This is a genomic window from uncultured Rothia sp. (genome assembly GCF_963507905.1).
In the GTDB taxonomy this organism is placed as follows: domain Bacteria; phylum Actinomycetota; class Actinomycetes; order Actinomycetales; family Micrococcaceae; genus Rothia.
Map to the genome: position 1 here is coordinate 43670 of NZ_CAUOUU010000001.1, position 17944 is coordinate 61613.

Below are 17944 nucleotides of genomic sequence, written 5' to 3' on the forward strand. Positions count from 1 at the left end.
TTTTTACTGCTTCAGACCGTGTTGTCTGCCGTGATCGGCCCGAATACAGATAGGTCCAGTCTGGTCGTACGCCAGGCTGGGCTCATGCACTTAAGTGTAATATATTTAGGTGTGTATCACGACACTATCTAACTAAAAAATTTTCTCATGAGGCGTTAAACGTCTGAGGGGGGAGTAATCCCCGCCCCTCGGCGTTTAACCCGCCCACAAAACAGCCGAAAAACCGTTGAAAAACCGTAGAAAAACGGGGCAGGGGAGCGGGTATCACAGCGCCCGGTCGTCGCCTCCACACGCCCAATGCGGTACCCTTGAGCAGGAACAGGTCTACCGGTGCACAGACCCGAACACACCAACGCACCTGCGAAGACACACTCAACTTCAACACCGTATTCACCGCATACAGCCGTATTCACTCGATTCACTCACCACGCCGCCTTCAGCACCGAACGCGGTACCCATCGAAAGAATTGAGACCCTCATGCCCGATACGCCCATGAGCATCAACGCCATCAACTACGGCGCAGACCCCACCGGTGCCAAAGACTCCACCGCAGCCATCCAGCGAGCCGTCGACGACGTCGCCGCACGCGGCGGCGGATCCGTAGAACTACCCCGCGGCATCTACCGCGTCTCCTACCCCTTCATCGACATCAAACACCGCGTCGAAATCTTCGGCTACGGCTCCTCAACCGTCGTCATCGCGCACTCCGACCGCGCCATCCCCGCCACCGCCAACGGCCACACCGAATACACCGGCGTGTTCCACGTCGGCAGCTACACCACCCCCGTTTACGGCAACTACAACGCCAACAAGCCCATGCGCATGGGCGTGCGCAACCTGCACATCCGCACCAACGCCGCCAACACCCCCATCAACAGCTACCCGCTCGACGCGCACACCGCCCCGCTGAACAACGTCGCCGGCGTCATCTTCCACACCCACCTGACCGGCGACCAGCTCAACGAGCCGGACATCGTGCCCGTTATCGCCGGCGTGGAAGTCTGGGACACCGCCATCGGCGTTGCCGTGCTCGGTCTGGACGACCAGGGCATGAAAATTGACGATGTGACCATCCGCCGCACCCTCAACCAGGGCCTGCTGCTCGGCAAGCCCGCCGGCCACCCTCGCCGCCCCAACGAAGGCCTGAACTCCGGTGCAGCAGACAACAAGCTACGCGGCGTAGACGTTGCCGAAGCGAACCTCAGCGGCGGCTCCTACGCCGGTATCGAGGTGTACGCGGCGCAGGCGAAATTCGAGAACTGCTCCAGCAACAGCAACCACCGCACCAGCAACAAGGACGCCCTCTACGAGCCCGCCACCCGCCACGCCGGCGCAGGCTGGATCGTGCAGGGCGAACGCAACATGTTCATCGGCTGCACCGCCCGCTCCAACGCGGGTCACGGCTGGATTATTGAGTGGGCGCACAACATCTTCATCGGATGCGAAGCAGAAGGCTCCAGCTGGGCAGGCACCGTCAGCGGTGCCGCCCGCGCCGACGAGGCAGCCAACTGGTACATCGGCCGCAACGCGCGCGGTACCCGCATGGTCGCGCCCGTCTCCTACAACCCGCCGGAGAAGCCCGCCTCCCTGTACGGCTTCTACATTGAAAACAAGATTTACGACCTGCGCATCACCGAAGGCACCGCCAAGGACGACCGTATCGGTGACGGCAATATGCTTGGCCGCCGCGTGTACATTACCGGCGCAATCGGCGCGAATGTGGTTATTGAGGTCGAAGAGCTGCGTCACTCCACCTCGCCCGCCGGTCAGCTCACCAAGGAAGCCTACAACGTGATGCGCGGTTAGCGGGGCTGGTAGACACGCCCGAACCGGTTCGGGACTTTTCTGTGAATCGTAATGCAGGGGCGTGTGCCCTAGTGGGCGCGTTATACCGCGATATATCAGCTAAAAATCAAAGCAGCTGCGAATGGAATACATACCATTCGCAGCTGCTTTGTTGTTTAGAACAATGTTTAATTTTTAGTTGATAAAAGTCTCAATTAAATATTGAATAAAATATCAATATGTACTTTAAACTTTCTATGGCGGTGTAAAACAGTCCATTCACTGTGCACCACCACAGACGTGTCCTCACGACGCGGAACAGTCCCCTCGGTGACAGTCCCCTCAGTGTAGGACAAAGCCGCATCGCCGCACGTCAGACCCTATTCATTGCCGCTTCTCACTATTCCTCAACGCACCCCTTTCCCCTTCTCTTATTCGCTCCATGTTGGCGACCCCAAAATCGACCCTAAAAACCGGTTCCTTCCGGCCGGTTCCCAACCACAATTACATAAGGACAACCCATGTTTTCGGTTATCTCCCGAGCACTCACACCCGCTCCCCGCGCACGCCGCACCCTTGCCCTCACCCTCGCACTCGCCCTCGGTGCCGTACCAGTCACCTCCGCGGTGAGCGCACAGCCTGCCGCCGCAGAACCCGCAGTGAACCTGCAGCTCGTCATCAAGGCACAGCAGCCCAAGGACGACCCCGCATACCTAGAATGCGTCGCCACCTTTGTCGGCACCATGAACGCCACCCCCGGCGTGTGGGCGGTCTGCCACGGCTACCTCGACAGCGAAGAATACACCGTCACCCGCCGCCACAGCACCGCAACCGTCACCCGCGGCCAACTCGTGCGCATGCTCTACCGGATGGCGGGATCCCCGACCGTCAAGAACCTGCCCAAGACCTCCCCCTACAAGGACGTGGCAACCACCGACCCCGACTACGCCGCGTACATTTGGGCGGCGGACGCGGGCATCACCTCCGGCTGGGATGACGGGCTCTTCCACCCGGATGACTACGCCACCCGCAACACCCTCGCCGCGTTCCTCTACCGCGCCGCAGGTAGCCCCGACGGTGCCGCACGCCTGCGCCAGATCCGCCGCCCGCTACGTGCCGAAGCTAAGAAGGTTGAGCAGTTCAAGACCGAAAACCGTTGGGCAGCCCGCACGCTCGGCGCCTACCCCGAAGTCGACCGCGACGGTGACGGCGCAGTAGACGTGGTGGACCCCGCCAGCCCCCTGTACTTCTCCGACGCCCTGTACATGCTCAAGGCGTACGGCGATAAGGGCCTGAAGGTTGTGGGTACTCCCGCCGTTGACTAGGAAGCCGTTGACTAGGAGTAATGCCGACTAGCTTTAGTGCTGACTAGATTCAGTGCTGACTAGCACACATATTCACCGCCCGCCGGTGCGACCCAATGGGTTGCGCAGGCGGGCGGTGTGCTGTATCGGGACGCTCTTACAAGGCGGGAACGCGATACCCGCTAAGCTAGAAGGCATGAAGATTGCCACCTGGAACATCAACTCAATCCGCGCCCGCGAAAACCGCGTTGAAGACTGGCTCGACGAACACGACGTTGACGTGCTCGCCCTGCAAGAAACCAAAACCAAAGACGAAACCTTCCCCTTCGACCTCTTCGAATTCATGGGCTACGAGGTTGCGCACTTCGGCCTGAATCAGTGGAATGGCGTGGCAATCGCCTCCCGAGTTGGCCTCGAAGACGTGCAGCGCGGCTTCGATAACCAGCCGCACTTCGGCAAGCCTGGCGAGCCTGAGGTGCTGGAGGCGCGCGCTATCGGTGCGACCTGCGGCGGCGTGCGCATCTGGAGCCTCTACGTGCCCAATGGCCGCGGCCTGACCGATCCGCACATGGACTACAAGCTCCGCTGGATGGAGGCGCTCCGCCAGAACGTGCACAACGAACTGGCTGCCAACCCGCAGGCGCAGCTCGCCCTGGTCGGTGACTGGAACGTCGCCCCCGAAGACACCGACGTGTGGGATATTGACTTCTTCCTGCGCAACGAAATGACCCACGTGTCCGAACCTGAACGCCGCGCCTTCGCCGCCCTACTCGATGAGGGCATGGTGGATGTAGTGCGCCCGCACACCCCGGGCGAGTACACCTACTGGGACTACCAGGCGGGCCGCTTCACCAAGGACGAGGGCATGCGTATTGACTTCCAGCTGTTCTCGCCCGCGCTCGCCGCACGGGTGGAACGCGCCTGGATCGATAAGGTGGAGCGCGCCGGTGAAGGCGCAAGCGACCACACGCCGGTCGTGGTTGAGATTGCCGACTAAGCCGAGCGCATAGCTTGCCGTAAAACCGCGTGTAGTAGGGAGGCGGGGGAGGGGACCCTCGCCTCCTTGCTGTATCTGCCGGTGCTTCTGTCCCTGTGCGCCTGCCCTTGTGTGTCTGTCCCTGTGTTTCTGTCGATATTTCGGGTTTTCTGTGTGGCTTAGTTGAAAAGTTCGGCTTGCCGAACTATTGTTAAATTCCGCCCGGGACGACAGGCAAAAGCGCATTATGATGCCTGCGCAGACACACCGTGTCCCTGTTGCCCCGGCGCGGCAAATTCCACACATCAACCACATGCTCAAACCCGTGACTTCCAATGAAGGATGCCTCATGAACGCTTTCACCCCCGCAGGCAGCAACGCACGCCGCCTCGTCCAGGCGCTCTGCGCCGCCCTCGCACTCACCTTGCTACTCGTGCTTACCGGTTGCGGCACCACTGCCAGCACCACCGATGGCGCTAAGAGCAGTAGCGGCAAGAAGACCGTGCTCACCACTTTCACCGTGCTCGCAGACATCGCCCGCAATGTGGCAGGCGACGACCTGAACGTGGAATCCCTCACCAAGCCCGGCGCAGAGATTCACGAGTACGAGCCCACCCCCTCCGACTTGAAGAAGGCGCACGCTGCCGACCTGGTGCTTGACAACGGCCTGAACCTCGAATCCTGGTTCGCCAAGTTCGTTGAAGAATCCCACGCCAAGCACGTGACCGTCTCCGAGGGCGTCACGCCCATCTCCATTACCGAGGACGCCTACGCGGGCAAGCCCAACCCCCACGCCTGGATGAGCCCCAGCAACGTGCAGAAGTACGTGGACGTGATGATTCGCGAATTTAGCGCCCTCGACCCGGCCCACGCCGCCGACTACAAGTCCCGCGGCGAAGCCTACAAGAAGCAGCTGCAGGACGTGCGTGACGAGCTCGTCAAGGAAATCTCCACCCTGCCCGAGAACCAGCGCGCACTGGTCACCTGCGAAGGCGCCTTCTCCTACCTGGCGGCAGACGCGGGCCTGAAGGAAAAGTACATTTGGGCGGTCAACTCCGAACAGCAGGCGACCCCCTCGCAGATTTCCTCCGCAATTGACTACGTGCGCCAGAATCAGGTGCCCGCAGTCTTCTGCGAATCCACTGTCTCTGACAACCCGATGCGCCAGGTAGCCGACGCCACCGGCGCACGATTCGGCGGCGTACTCTACGTGGACTCGCTCTCGGAGGCGAACGGCCCCGTGCCCACCTACCTGGACATGATCCGCTACGACGCACGCACCATCGTGGCGGGCCTCAAGGGCAACTCCTAAACCCCGAATAAGCCCGGCATAAACCCGGGTAAACCCCAAACCCCCGATAGGATAGGAGGGGCGGTCGCCTTCACGGCTCCGCTCCTCCCACGCCGTTAACACTCGTTCACACAGCGCCCACTCACACCCACCCACTCACCACCACACAAGCAAGTACACCCGCCGCACGCATACGGTGACCACCAGAAAGAACACAGGAATGAGCACTCTTCTCAGCTGCGAAAATGTGCACGTGAACTACGGGCCAGTCCGTGCCCTCACCGGCGCATCCTTCACCCTGGACACCGGGCGTATCTGCGGCCTGATCGGTATGAACGGCTCCGGCAAATCCACCCTCTTCAAAGCCATCATGGGGGTCGTGCCCGTGCACGCCGGCAGCATCACCCTCGACGGGCAGCCCGTCGGCGGTCACCGTGGCGGTCGCGGCAAGAACGCGCACCACCGCGCCGGACTCGTCAGCTACGTGCCGCAGAGCGAAGAGATCGACTGGACCTTCCCCATCTCCGTGCGCGAGGTCGTCAGCATGGGGCGCTACCGCAACCTCGGCATCACCCGCCGCCTGCGTGCCGCAGACCGTGCCGCCGTGGATGAGGCGCTCGCCCGCGTGGAACTGACCGACCTTGCCGACCGTCAGATTGGGGCGCTCTCGGGCGGCCAGCGTAAGCGCGCCTTCGTGGCACGCGCTATCGCCCAGGGTGCCCAGTTGCTGCTGCTGGATGAGCCCTTCGCCGGTGTGGACAAGCGTAGCGAGGCGATGCTCATTCAGGTTATCGAACAGCTGCGCGACGAGGGCGCGACCGTGCTGGTGTCCACGCACGACTTGGCGACCCTGCGCCAGTTTGCCGACGAGGCGCTACTGCTACGCGGTGAGATTCTGATGCACGACACCCCCGAGAAGGTGCTCGCCCCCGAGAACCTGGTGCGTGCCTTCGGCATGGAAGTGAACGCCGGTGCGCCGACTGCCGCCAGCGCTACTACCTCCGGCTCTACTGCGAACAGCTCTGCGGAAGGGAAGAACTAAATGGACATCCTCAACTTTCTGGTGGAGCCGCTGACCCTGCCCTTCATGCTCCGCGCATTCGTGGTCACCGTGATTGCCGCCGCCGTCTGCGCCCTGCTCTCGTGTTGGCTCGTGCTGCTCGGCTGGTCGCTCATGGGCGACGCAATCTCGCACGCGGTGCTGCCCGGCGTGGTGCTCGCCTACATTTTCGGTGCGCCCTTCGCGGTGGGTGCGGTCATTGCCGCGCTCGTGGCGGTGGCGCTCATCGGCGGGGTGCGGCGCAGCGGCCGCGTGCGCGAGGACGCCGCGATCGGCATCGTGTTTACGACCATGTTCGCGTTTGGTCTGGTGCTGATTTCGGTGACGCCGTCGAATACCGACCTGAACCACATTCTCTTCGGTAACGTGCTGGGTGTGTCCTGGTTGGACGTCTGGCAGGTCGCTATCCTCGCGGTGATTGTTGCCGCTGTGTTGCTGGTGAAGCGCCGTGACTTCGTGCTGTACGCCTTCGACCCGGGCTTTGCGCAGGCGGTTGGGTTGCGTCCGCGTCTGCTCGGCGCGCTGCTGCTGATTATGCTGGCGCTGACTTCCGTGGTGGCGTTGCAGATTGTGGGTGTGGTGCTGGTCGTGGCGATGCTCGTCATCCCCGGCTCCACCGCGCGCCTGATCACTGACCGGTTCGTACCCATGCTCGCGGTGAGCGTGGGCGTGTCCCTGGTGGGCACGCTGACCGGCCTGTACGCCAGCTACCACGCGGATGTATCCCCCGGCGGTGCTGTGGTCGTCACGCAGGGTCTGCTGTTTGCCCTGGCGTACGTGTTCGCCCCGCGCTACGGTCTGCTGGGCAGGATGCGCGCCCGCCGGCTCAGCGTGACGGCAACAGAGCGTGACGGCGCCTGAAACCCCGGTAGCGACGGAAGCTGAGCCCTCAGCTTCCTAAGTAAGCTCACTGAATACACTCACCACATACAGCAATAGGCGGAAAGCCCCACCGTGGGGCTTTCCGCCTATTGCTATCATCTGAAGTTTCTAGGAGCACCTCTAACGTACCGTGCGGGACACGAACAGGGAGGCGGTCGCCTCCGCACCCAACGGAATAATCGTGCCGCCGGGCTTTACCGCACCGGCTGCGTCCGTCTCGTGCAGGTTGCCGGAACCGGCACCAACCACGCTCACGTTCACCGCCTCAGAGAAGGGTGCTCCCTCCTCAATGTGCAGGCGCACACCGGGCACAAAACCGTGGCCCTGCAGGTAACGCAGCAGGCGCGGGTCGTCATCGTTAATGCGTTCGAGCACGACCGTTTCGCCGGGTTCGCACTGGCTCAGCGGCACGGTCTGCGGAAAACTAATGTGCCCCGAAGAGTCGGGGATTGGGTCGCCGTGCGGGTCGCGGGCCGGGTGCCCCAGCAGGGTGTCGATGCGGTCCACCATGAAGTCGGATACCGCGTGCTCCAGAACCTCCGCCTCGTCGTGCACACGGTCCCAGGTGTAGCCGAGAGTCTCCACGAGGAACGTCTCAATGAGGCGGTGGCGGCGAATCATTGCCAGCGCGTAGGAGCGGCCGGTTTCGGTGAGCTCAATAGCGCCGTAGGGCTGATGCTCGATCAGGTCGGCGGCGGCGAGGCGCTTGAGGCCGTCAGATACCGAAGAAATGCGCAGGCCCATGCGCTCTGCCAGGGCGGATGCGGTGGCAGGGGTTTTGGTCCATTCTTCGAGGCTCCAGATTTCCTTGAGGTAGTTCTGGGTGCTGACGGAAAGTTCTGAAAGGGGCATAAAGATAAGTTTACCTTTTCTCGGGTTTTGCCCGCCGGGATGATGGTTGCGGAAGCGGTGAAAATCCAGGCTTAAAGAGCGTCCCGCCCGGCGGTTCACCCCTGGCAGGGGGCGACCATCACGGGCGGGATCGTGTGTTCGGTTCCGCGCTGGCAGGTACGAAAGGCTGGCAGGCGCGAAAGAATTGAGGGATGCGCGGCGGCCTTTAGGTGGCGCGGCGGCGCGAACGGTCAATACGGGTCAGCAGCTCGATGAGTGCACCGCGTGCCGCCTGCTCCTCATGCCAGAGGGAGCGGACGAGGGTGCGGCTGACCGCCTGGGTGGTGATGCCGAGTGCGGTTGCGGCGGCTTTCTGCTGGCCGCGCACGCCGGGTACGAGCAGGTTGACCACGCGCCATTCGGCGTCGGTGCGGTCGGCGCATACGCGGTAGAGCAGGCGTGCGGAGCCTGCGGCGAGGTCTGCGAGGTGGCGGTTGTCGGCGCTGACGCTGATGCAGCGTACGGGTGCGCCTCCCTGTGCTTCTTCGACGGCGAGGCGTGAGAATTCGAGGGCGTCGCCGGTGCAGTCGGTGGTGCTGACGGCGCCGAGTGCGCCTGCGAAGCGGGGGATGTTGAGCTCGCCGATTCCGATGCCGACCCAGAAGCCGTTATCGCGCGCGGCAATGAGCGCCGCGTGTAGTGCGTCGCTGGCGCGGTCGAAGGCGCCCTGAATTTCGTCAGGGTATGTCTGGGCGAAGGCAATACGCGGGTTGAGCTTTGCGAGTTCGTCCGACAGTGCAGTGAGTGAGTGCTGTGCGGAACGTTGAATAAAGGTTAGAACGAACACCTTCCTATTATGCCGTAAAACCTTCAACAAGCGGCGTAAGGTTCGCCGTAATACCGGCAACATTTAAAGCCCCAAAAATACGCATTGATAAGGGGAATTATCGTGAGTGTGCACTGTGTGTAGAAATCCTCGAAAGGACGTAGAACACCCCCGAAAGGAAAATAATTTTCATGCAAGTGCACGTTGAATTATTCGCTTTCGGGGGCGTTGAGTGGAGTTGATAGACGGGGCTACCGTGGAACTACTGTGCGTTCGTTACCTGCGAGATATGAGGCAGTTGACGCAGTGGCTTCTGGAATACCATCACCACCAGCGACAGGAAAATGAACACCGCGTAGAACAGCGCCGTGTACGTAATACCCCAATCAACAATGAGGAAGCCTGCCAGCAGAACAGCCAGCGGGGTCAGCGCCATATTCGGGATGCCCTGCACCGAGTGCACGCGACCGATCATGTGCTCCGGGGTGGATGCGTTGATGTACGCAATGATGCTCGAATTGAAGGAGGGAAGCACAATACCCGCCAGCACAATCAGCAGGCACACCGCCCACAGCATCGAATGAACCACCGGTAGCAACAGGTAGCATGCCGACATGATGGCCAGGGAGGTGATGCCGAGTGGGCCGAGCGCGAACTTCTCGGTCAGCGGGCCGACCAAGAATGAACCGAGCAGCACGCCCACACCGAAGGCGCTCGCAAAGATGCCGATGAAGAGCGGGTGTGCGCCCTCCAGGGTGTAGTAGTAGATGAAGGTGAGTGGAATACCGACCGTTCCAAAGTTCGCAAGCGTTGAAACGAACGCGATGGACACCAGTACCTTGTTCTTCAGGATGTACTCGAAACCGGCTTTTGAGTCCTGCCAGAAGCTGGTTTTCTCACCTTCCTCCTCTTCTGCGGGCTGCCGACTAGCGCCGTAGCTCTTGGGTGCGACGATGAATGCCAGCAGGTTGACGACCGCGTGAACTGCGGTCATGAGCACGGTCGAGAAACCGATAATGATGCCGGCGACCGGGCCGCCCAGCAGGTTGGCGGTGGACTCGCGCGTCTCACCCATGCCGGAGGCGTATCCCAGGTGTTCCTTGGGCACCACGCGGGTGATGATGGACTGCTCGCTCGGGTAGTCAAAGGTGGAAATGATGGCGGCGAGAGAAATCGTAATCACCAAAACGTAAATATTGGTGACATTGAAAACGAGGTAGAGAAGAATCGCCACCCAGGACAGCGCCTGGCCGATACAGGACAGTGCCAGGCACTTTGAGGGACCGATTCGGTCAACCCACGTTCCGGATATCGCTCCGGCGCAGGTAGCGAGAACACCCGCGACAAAGAGGGTGATGCTCGCGGCCTCGGGGGAGCCGGTCAGCGCCAAAATAATGATGGGCGTGGTGATATAGCTCATCGAGTCTGAGAGCTGGTTGGCTCCAATGGCGAAGAGAGTATTTCGAAAATCTCTATTCTTGAGTAGTTCGGTGTTGACACTCATGGGGGACCTCCACGATGGGGTTTATGGTGTCGCGCGGTGTGCAATCCGTCGTGCGTAGTTCGTTGTGCGCAATTCGTAGCGCGCAATCGTATGAGTGAATACCCCGACAGTCGGCTGTGCCTGCCTGTATTCGTCTGTTTTCACTTGTTTTCGCCTGTGCCCGCCGGTCATGACGGGCCCGCCGGTCATCACGGGGTGGTTGAGGATGCACGGGGCGGCTCATCGGGAGCCACCCCCCCCCGCACAAATAGTGTGTCGCGCGATACTTTAGATTCTATAAGAGACGGTAATCATATACATGAACACTGGTTGAAAAACTTTCCCCATTTTGAGTATTGACATTAGGGTTAGTTTGACTATAATTTATTCTTGGTGCTTCCGCCCGGCTGAGCCCTGACTAAACCCGGCTGAACCCGAATCAGGGCACGCCAAAGACACCCGCAACCAGGCTCCGCCAATCCACACTGCCAGACTCTGTTACAGTCAGACCCTGTTACAGTCAGCCCCGCAACGCAGCGGGCGGGGGAGCGTAGAAGAGCGCAGAATAAGGGCCGCGCTAGGGGCGCTACTCCACCAGGCCCGCGAAACCCGACAGGGCCAGCACCTCCTCAACATCCTGCGGCACCGAACGCGCCACCCACGGCGAATGCACCAACACCGCCCGCCACTGACCGCGCGACACCGCCACATTCAAACGATTCGGCGACAGCACAAACCCGGCACCGCGCCCAGAATCAACCCGCGACGACGCCAACGACACCAACACCACCGCAGCCTCCTGACCCTGGAACTTATCCACCGTGCCCACACGCACACCAGCACCCGAAGAATCCGCCAAACCAGCAGCAATCAGCGCCTCACGCACACAATCAACCTGCGCGTTATACGCCGCCACCACAATGCAATCCTCCGCCGCCAACGGGCGCGGCTCAGCACCAGCCGCCGGAACCCACTCACGACCCAACAACTCGCGCACGCAATCCACCACCGCCTGCGCCTCCTGTACAGAACGCACCGAACAACCCGCATGCTCCACCGGATACGACACCACACCCGGCGCAACACCCCGCAGGGCGCGACCAGCCGTCGCCGCCGCGCTCGCCAACGCGCCATCATACGACAGCCACGAAACCCGCTCGCACAACGCCGAATCCATACGCCACGACTCACCCAAGAAATAGCCAAAACGAGGATCCAGCGCCGCCGCCCCGTCAGACAACCAGCCCAACGCCGAAACGTCCACCGGGTACGGGTGCACACCCGTCGACACCTGCGGCAACTGCTGCGGATCGCCCAACAGCAGCACCGAACGAGCCGCACGAGCCGCCGCCACCGTATTCGTGAGCGAGAACTGGCCCGCCTCATCAACCACCAGAACATCTAGCGACCCGGCAGGCACGCGACGCTCACTCACGTAATCCCACACCGTACCGCCAAACAGCAGGCCGCCCGCACCAGAAATCAGCTCCACCAGCTCAGAATCAGACACCTCAGACCACGGGGCGTCCGGAGTCACCGACTTACCGCGCAGACGCACCGCACGCGAAACATCAAAACCATCACGGGCACAGCACGCCAACATGAGATTCTCAATCACCGCATGCGACTGAGCCACCACGCCCACCTTCGCACCCTCAGCCACCAGACGCGCAATCACATGCGAGGCGAGGAAGGTCTTACCCGCACCCGGAGGGCCCTGAACCGCCACATAGGAATGGTCGAGAGCGCGAACCGCCGCGTGCACGGCATCCACCGTGGGCAGGTCAGAGGCGGAAAAATCAACCTCAAGGGGTAGATTTTCTGCATTCTTGGCGTTCGAGGCGCCCTTCTTCAGGCGCGGCGCGCGGCGGAACAACAAATCCGTGGAGGCACTCTCCACCCCCGTCAGCGAAGCCGCCGCATCGAGCACGCTCGGCAGGGCGCGGGACGAGGAGGGAGCATCGGAAGCCCCGGAATCCTCGCCGGGCACGGGGCCATTAAGCACGGGGTCGCTCGGCATGAGGGCGCCATCGAAAAGTAGCCCGTGCACATCGGCCTGCAGAGCCGCCTCAATCGTCGCCGTAGACACCGGATCGCCAGGACCAATACCCGAAGGTAGGGCACCGTGCGGCTCATCCTTCACACGGATGCGCTCCTGCAGAAGCACCTCCAAGAACTCGCCAGCCGACTCTGCGCCAGCCGACTCGCCGGTCGACTTGCCGGACTCAGCGGCAGCCTCTTCGGGATCCGCAGAATCCACGGATCCAGCACGGAAACCGCCCTGCGCCACCGCCAGCACACGCATGCCAAAGAAACCCGTCGCCGCCAACTCGGCGGGTACACGCTCACCCGGATTCGACGCACGGAAATAATTCAGCTGCGACTCCATACGGTCCAGCGCAATCTGCGGGCTCAGACCCGCCTCATACGCACAAAACACCGCACGGTCAGAGGGCGCAATCACCAGGCTCGGGTCAGCCTCAATTCGCGCACGCAACAGGCGCACCTGCGCGCCGCGCACACGATACCAGCCGGGGGCGTCCTCAACCTCGGTGGGCTCTTTCATGGCGGCGGCAAGCGCCTCCAGGTCTGCGGGGGTGTTCAGAAGGGCATGGGCATGCTCCGCCGAAAGCACCTGCACCCGATCAAGGTACGCGTAATCGCGGCTCGCCACCCACGCCGTCGGGCCGTCCTCCAGGCGGCGAATGTGCTCACGCCAGAACGGGGCGCGCTCACGGCGGTGGTAATTCGTCATGGACAGTAGCATCGCCGCCTCAAGCTCACCGGCGCCCCAGCCGTGCTCCGCCGCGTGCTCTTCGAGGGAGGCGAGCTGGGCATCTAGCAGGCATTGCAGGCGGTACTGTTCGCTGTCGTTCTCCACGGCGGCGGGCACCCGGTACATGACCAGATGCTCTTCGGTTTCGGGGTCGTCTCCAGCAGCGTATTCGGTGACGAGTTCCGGGGCATCCGTTGCGAGGGCAAGAGGTGCCGCTATGTTCAGGCATGCGTTCAGGCACGCCGGGCACTCGCCGCAGGTCAGAAAATACGGGATGCGCTCGGCAAGTTCCGCCGGTTCCACACCCTCGTTCAGTGCCTGGGTGAGCGAGAGGAGGCGCTGCTCCTGCAGGCGGATGAGCGGCAGAATAAGCGCCGAATCAACCCGGTGAGGTTGACCAGTGGGGGAGGAATGCTCAGTATGCTCCGAATCGGGTTCCGCGCCGTGTTCCAGGCAGAGGTCGAGGCGCACCGCGTTCTTGGCACTCTCGGTGGCAGTCTCGGCGGCACCGGCGGTCAGCAGATGCGCCGCCAGGGCACCGCGCAACAGCGCCCGATGCGCCGCCTCACCCAGGTGCGGGGTGCAGATGATTTGTGCGGTACTGTCCGCAGTCGGGTGCTCCAGACGGTCAAGCTCCACCGTGTAGGTCAGCCCCGCCGCGGAGGTCGCTACCAGGGGTACCGGGCGCGCTGTGCCGCCCGCGTGCTCACCGCCGATCACTCCATCTTCGGCCAGCACTCGCAGGCACTCGCGGTACGCCTCGCGGGCGCGCTCGGACTTCTCGGCGGTCGGGCGTGCAGACTGTTTCTGCGCACGCTCCCGGAGCTCGGTGTAGAGCCGCAGCTCGCAGGCGGAGGTGGCGGTCAGGTCAGCGAGGGTGAAGGTAAGGTCCATGGTGACTTTTCTGCTGGAGGAGAGAGAAACAAGGCGGGCATAAAACCCCGCCGGGTGAGTGGGCGTGAGCCCGGTTGAGGAGCCTATCGGCGCTCCGGGCTACCTCACCCCGAGAGGTTGATTTTCAGGTTTCACGTGAAACACTATAGAAAATCAACCCGCACAGGGTGATTTAGGGGGCTTTTACTGCTTCTGCAGTAGCTTCCGGCGCGCTAGAAGCACTAGAGGCACTAGAAGCACTCGGCGCAGTCGAGCGGTTCGCAATCGCCGCCGCCGCGGCGTCCACGCGTTCCTTCGCGGCGGGCAGCGCATCCGAGCCGCCCAGATCGTTCAGAATAATCGCAAAAATCAGGCGGGTACCGTCGGGCCGGGTCACCACACCGCACAGCGAAGACACCGTGTACAGGGTGCCGGTCTTCGCCTGCACAAAAGTGCGTGCGTGCACGGCGTTCGCCGCGCCAAAACGATTGGACAGGGTGCCGCTCACGCCCGCGACCGGGAACGTGCTCATGAGCTGCTCCGCATGCTCATCAGCATTCAGCAGAGCCACAACCTGCACGAGGGTTCGGGCGGTCACGCGGTCCGTCAGGGACATGCCGCACACATCCGCCTGCACCAGGTTTTCAACGTTCACGCCGGCATCCACGAGCGCCTGGCGCACGGTCTGCTGTGCCGCTTCGCCGCTGCCTTCCTTACCGGCGGCGATGGCGGCGCAACGGCCAAGCACCTCAGCCAGGGCGTTATCGGATTCGAGCATCATGTGCTGCGCCTGCTCCAGCAGGGTTGCCGACTCGACCGCGGCGATTTCAACCGCTTCCGCGGGGGCGGTACGGCGCTCCGCGAGGGTGAAGCTCAGCCCGGACTCCTTACCGGCGGTGTTGAGCGCATCCACGAGCGCCTGCTGGGCGGCAACCGCCGCATCATCCGGGCGTACCGGGTTGCTTGCGGTCGACTTGCCCGGCACCGTGTGCGATTCGAGCGCAATCGGGTGAATGGGCGTAATCTGGCCGGACGCCACGTCAGCAGCATCCCAGCCGGGGTTCACACCGGGGCCACTGAAGAAGGTGCCGTCCAGGTAGACGGGCAGCGCCGCGGCAGGCTTCTCACCCTGAAGAAGCGCCTTCACGGTCAGCTCGGCGAGGGTTCCCAGGCCTGCGCGTCCCACAATCTGCTTCGGGTTGGAGGCGCCCGCACCGAGCAGGGTGTCGCCACCAGCCATGAGGTACAGTCCGGCGGCGTCGCGGGTGACGCGGGTGCGCAGGCGCGCCTGCAGGTTCGCGTAGTGGTTGAGCGCGAACAGGGTCAGCACCTTAAAGGTGGAGGCGGGCACACGCGCGGTGTCGGCGTTGGCGGCGTACAGGTCGGCGGGTGCGGTGGTCGCCTTGATGCTGGGCAGGTTGCCGTCCATGCCGGTGACGAGCAGGCTGTACTGCGGGTAGGTGCCGTCCGCGAAGAGCGCGGTGAGGGCGTTGCGTAGCTGCCCCTGTTCCGCTTCGGGCAGTGCGGGCGCGAGGCTCGGCGTAGCGCTCGGGGTTGCGGAGGCGGTCGCCTCGGCGGTACCGGACGCACTGCCGCTGGGGCTTGCGGAACCTTCGGGGCGTTTCTGTTCGGTTGCGGCGGATCCGCAGGCGGTGAGGAGGAACATACCGCCGAGGGTGAGGGCGGCGCGGCGGGTGAGGGTGGTGGTCTGTGTGTTGGGCTTGTTGGAAGGCATCTTTTGAGCATAGCGGGCGGATGGGGTGCCTATCGAATTTACGCGCCGGTGTTGGAACACTCCTGCCGCGTTCCTCCCGCCCTTCACGAACCCTATCTGACCTGTCCGGCACGGCGGCGGGTCGCGTTGGCGGGCGCGGGACTAGGCGGAACGTTAACAGTGGTGTGCGCGTGGTAAATTACGCTGGTTTTGGCGCCGAATACGCGGTTTCGGTGTGCGTGAACGGGTTACAATGGGTGAGTTCAACACCTAACTTTCGCACCTTGCGCGCCGAAGTCGCCGCGAAAGTGACTCTAACTCACGAGAAAGAAGGTTCCGATGGAACTCGACGTCACTATTGAAATTCCCCGCGGCTCCCGCGTGAAGTACGAAGTGGACCACGAGACCGGCCGCCTGCGCCTGGACCGCGTGCTGTTCACCTCCATGCAGTACCCCACCGCTTACGGCTACTTCGAGAACACCCTGGGTGAGGACGGCGACCCGCTGGACGCAATGCTGATCCTGGACGTTGACGTTGTTCCCGGCGTGCTGGTTGAGTCCCGCCCCGTTGCAGTATTCAACATGACCGATGAGGCTGGCGGCGACGCTAAGGTTCTGTGCGTTCCCACCGACAAGCGCTACGACCACATCAAGTCCCTGGCTGATGTTCCGGAGCAGCTGAAGGCTGAGATTCAGCACTTCTTCGAGCGTTACAAGGACCTGGAGCCCGGCAAGTGGGTTAAGGGCGAGGGCTGGGAGGATCTGGCTGCTGCTGAGAAGATGGTCCAGGAGGCTATCGACCGTTTCGCAGCTGAGGGTCACTAAGCTGCCGCACCGTTAGGTGCACCCGGTTTTGTAGGGGGCGTGTTCCCTGCGTCTGGTTCGTGCGATTTTTTGTGCGTGCTGGAGGCGGTGGGCACGCCCCCTTTTGTTGTGCTCGGAGTTGTTGCCCAGGGCTTTGTCGAGGTCGATTTCAACAAGTACTTTGCGCGGTGGGGCTTGTAATATTTCTGAAAGTTCAGATTTTTAAAGATATTTCTAAAGTTCTAGTTACATAAATATTCAAGTTTAAAGTGAGATTTTAATAAACTTCAGGTTTACATTGATATATATTTTTTCACGAGAATGAAATATTTGCTTGTGAATACTCGAAACGGTGAATTTTCAGAGTAGGGTTGAAGGAGTGTGGTGTATAGAGCGTCGACGAAGCGTAAACGCCACACACTATTGTCATCACTCAACTTAATTTAAGGACTATCATGTCTGAACTGTCACGCCGGCATGTGTGCCGGCTTTCGTCATTTGCCCTGGTAAGTTTCTTCGCAGCACCTCAGAGCACGGCATGGGGTATTCAGGGCTCTGTTGGGTCTCCCCAGCAAATAGATGGATGCACTGTTGCCCCGCTTCGTGAAGCATGGGTGCCGACTAATGGTGCAGATAATGTCATTCTGTGGTTTCAGCTTCTTCCCTTTTCGGGCCCTTTTGTAGGGGTGCATGCGCTTCCGTCGGTAGAACTGATGGGGAATCAAGAAGAGTCAGCCTTATATGAGGTAATTCGTCCCCATATTCACCGTGATACAGGGCAGTGGCTGTCTAAAATTCCTTCGGGTCAGCAGATTGTGGTTGAGCTTGAACAGCTGAGTGGATCGCAAGAATACATGGTGCAGATGAGCCGTTGGCAGCCGGGTTCTATGGGATTGACAAGCCATTCTCCTGAGGGGTACCCGGCTGCACCATCACTGACAGTGCGTGAAGACTCGGGTCTGAAGGTGGTTCGTGCGCGTGGTGCCTCAACGGAGAGCACTGAGTATTTTTGTGGTGTCTACCAAGGGGAGATGAAGGGAAACGCATCCCTTGGAGAAGATGACGGTGCGTTTATTCAAGCTCAGCGCTGGGAATGGGGTCTTGAGGTAGATAAAGATATTTCTCAGCCGGAAGAGTTGTTTCAACGAGGGTGCTTTGGCGTGTATTTCCCGGGTCGTAGCGAATACGGCGGATCTACTGTGTCGGCTTCCTATCGGATTAGTGTTAGGACGCCGGGAGGCGTGTTGACATGTACCACAATAGCTGCCCCATAAAACAATTATGGGGGTAATCGCAGGGTTGTGGATTCGGGAAATCTTGCTCTGCAAAAAGAGATGA

The 17944-nt window shown here is 61.6% G+C and carries 13 protein-coding genes; 8 read left to right on the plus strand and 5 right to left on the minus strand.

Annotated elements, in window-relative coordinates; translation table 11 throughout:
- The first annotated feature begins 478 nt into the window (after nucleotides 1–478).
- The 6 genes from RQ593_RS00180 (at nucleotide 479) to RQ593_RS00205 (ending at nucleotide 7278) form a co-directional block, all read left to right on the plus strand.
- A complete protein-coding gene (locus RQ593_RS00180) occupies nucleotides 479–1807 on the plus strand; it encodes a glycosyl hydrolase family 28-related protein (RefSeq protein ID WP_311449473.1) in 1329 nt (442 codons plus the stop codon).
- A 500-nt stretch (nucleotides 1808–2307) separates the two neighbouring features.
- Nucleotides 2308–3111: an S-layer homology domain-containing protein gene (locus RQ593_RS00185; RefSeq protein WP_311449474.1), complete on the plus strand. Its 804-nt coding sequence runs from the start codon at nucleotides 2308–2310 to the stop codon at nucleotides 3109–3111.
- Nucleotides 3112–3286: 175 nt separating this feature from the next.
- Nucleotides 3287–4087 (plus strand): exodeoxyribonuclease III, encoded by an 801-nt coding sequence (locus RQ593_RS00190; RefSeq protein WP_294639957.1) that lies wholly within the window; start codon nucleotides 3287–3289, stop codon nucleotides 4085–4087.
- Nucleotides 4088–4415: 328 nt separating this feature from the next.
- The gene (locus RQ593_RS00195) at nucleotides 4416–5378 is read left to right on the plus strand and encodes a metal ABC transporter substrate-binding protein (protein WP_311449475.1); all 963 of its coding nucleotides are present in this window, start codon (nucleotides 4416–4418) and stop codon (nucleotides 5376–5378) included.
- A gap of 199 nt (nucleotides 5379–5577) precedes the next feature.
- Nucleotides 5578–6399 (plus strand): metal ABC transporter ATP-binding protein, encoded by an 822-nt coding sequence (locus RQ593_RS00200; protein WP_311449476.1) that lies wholly within the window; start codon nucleotides 5578–5580, stop codon nucleotides 6397–6399.
- Entirely contained in the window at nucleotides 6400–7278 is an 879-nt protein-coding gene (locus RQ593_RS00205) for a metal ABC transporter permease (protein ID WP_311449477.1), read from the plus strand.
- A gap of 141 nt (nucleotides 7279–7419) precedes the next feature.
- On the opposite strand, the gene RQ593_RS00210 is transcribed toward RQ593_RS00205, so the two are convergent.
- The 5 genes from RQ593_RS00210 to dacB all read right to left on the minus strand — a co-directional run bounded on the left by RQ593_RS00210 (nucleotide 7420) and on the right by dacB (nucleotide 15823).
- The gene (locus RQ593_RS00210) at nucleotides 7420–8151 is read right to left on the minus strand and encodes a metal-dependent transcriptional regulator (protein WP_311449478.1); all 732 of its coding nucleotides are present in this window, start codon (nucleotides 8149–8151) and stop codon (nucleotides 7420–7422) included.
- Nucleotides 8152–8356: 205 nt separating this feature from the next.
- The gene (locus RQ593_RS00215; RefSeq protein ID WP_311449479.1) at nucleotides 8357–8977 is read right to left on the minus strand and encodes a recombinase RecJ; all 621 of its coding nucleotides are present in this window, start codon (nucleotides 8975–8977) and stop codon (nucleotides 8357–8359) included.
- A gap of 241 nt (nucleotides 8978–9218) precedes the next feature.
- On the minus strand, nucleotides 9219–10460 hold the full coding sequence (locus tag RQ593_RS00220) for an MFS transporter (RefSeq protein WP_049346255.1): 1242 nt from the start codon (nucleotides 10458–10460) through the stop codon (nucleotides 9219–9221).
- A 565-nt stretch (nucleotides 10461–11025) separates the two neighbouring features.
- Nucleotides 11026–14109: an AAA domain-containing protein gene (locus RQ593_RS00225; protein WP_311449480.1), complete on the minus strand. Its 3084-nt coding sequence runs from the start codon at nucleotides 14107–14109 to the stop codon at nucleotides 11026–11028.
- 172 nt (nucleotides 14110–14281) lie between these two features.
- Nucleotides 14282–15823 carry a D-alanyl-D-alanine carboxypeptidase/D-alanyl-D-alanine-endopeptidase gene (gene dacB / locus RQ593_RS00230; RefSeq protein WP_311449481.1) on the minus strand — a complete coding sequence of 514 codons (1542 nt, stop codon included), beginning with the start codon at nucleotides 15821–15823 and terminating at the stop codon, nucleotides 14282–14284.
- 318 nt (nucleotides 15824–16141) lie between these two features.
- On the opposite strand from dacB, the gene ppa reads away from it, so the two are divergent.
- Nucleotides 16142–16627 carry an inorganic diphosphatase gene (gene ppa, locus RQ593_RS00235; RefSeq protein ID WP_005504328.1) on the plus strand — a complete coding sequence of 162 codons (486 nt, stop codon included), beginning with the start codon at nucleotides 16142–16144 and terminating at the stop codon, nucleotides 16625–16627.
- Between the two features lie 434 nt (nucleotides 16628–17061).
- Nucleotides 17062–17880: a hypothetical protein gene (locus tag RQ593_RS00240; RefSeq protein ID WP_141752125.1), complete on the plus strand. Its 819-nt coding sequence runs from the start codon at nucleotides 17062–17064 to the stop codon at nucleotides 17878–17880.
- Nucleotides 17881–17944: the final 64 nt, after the last annotated feature.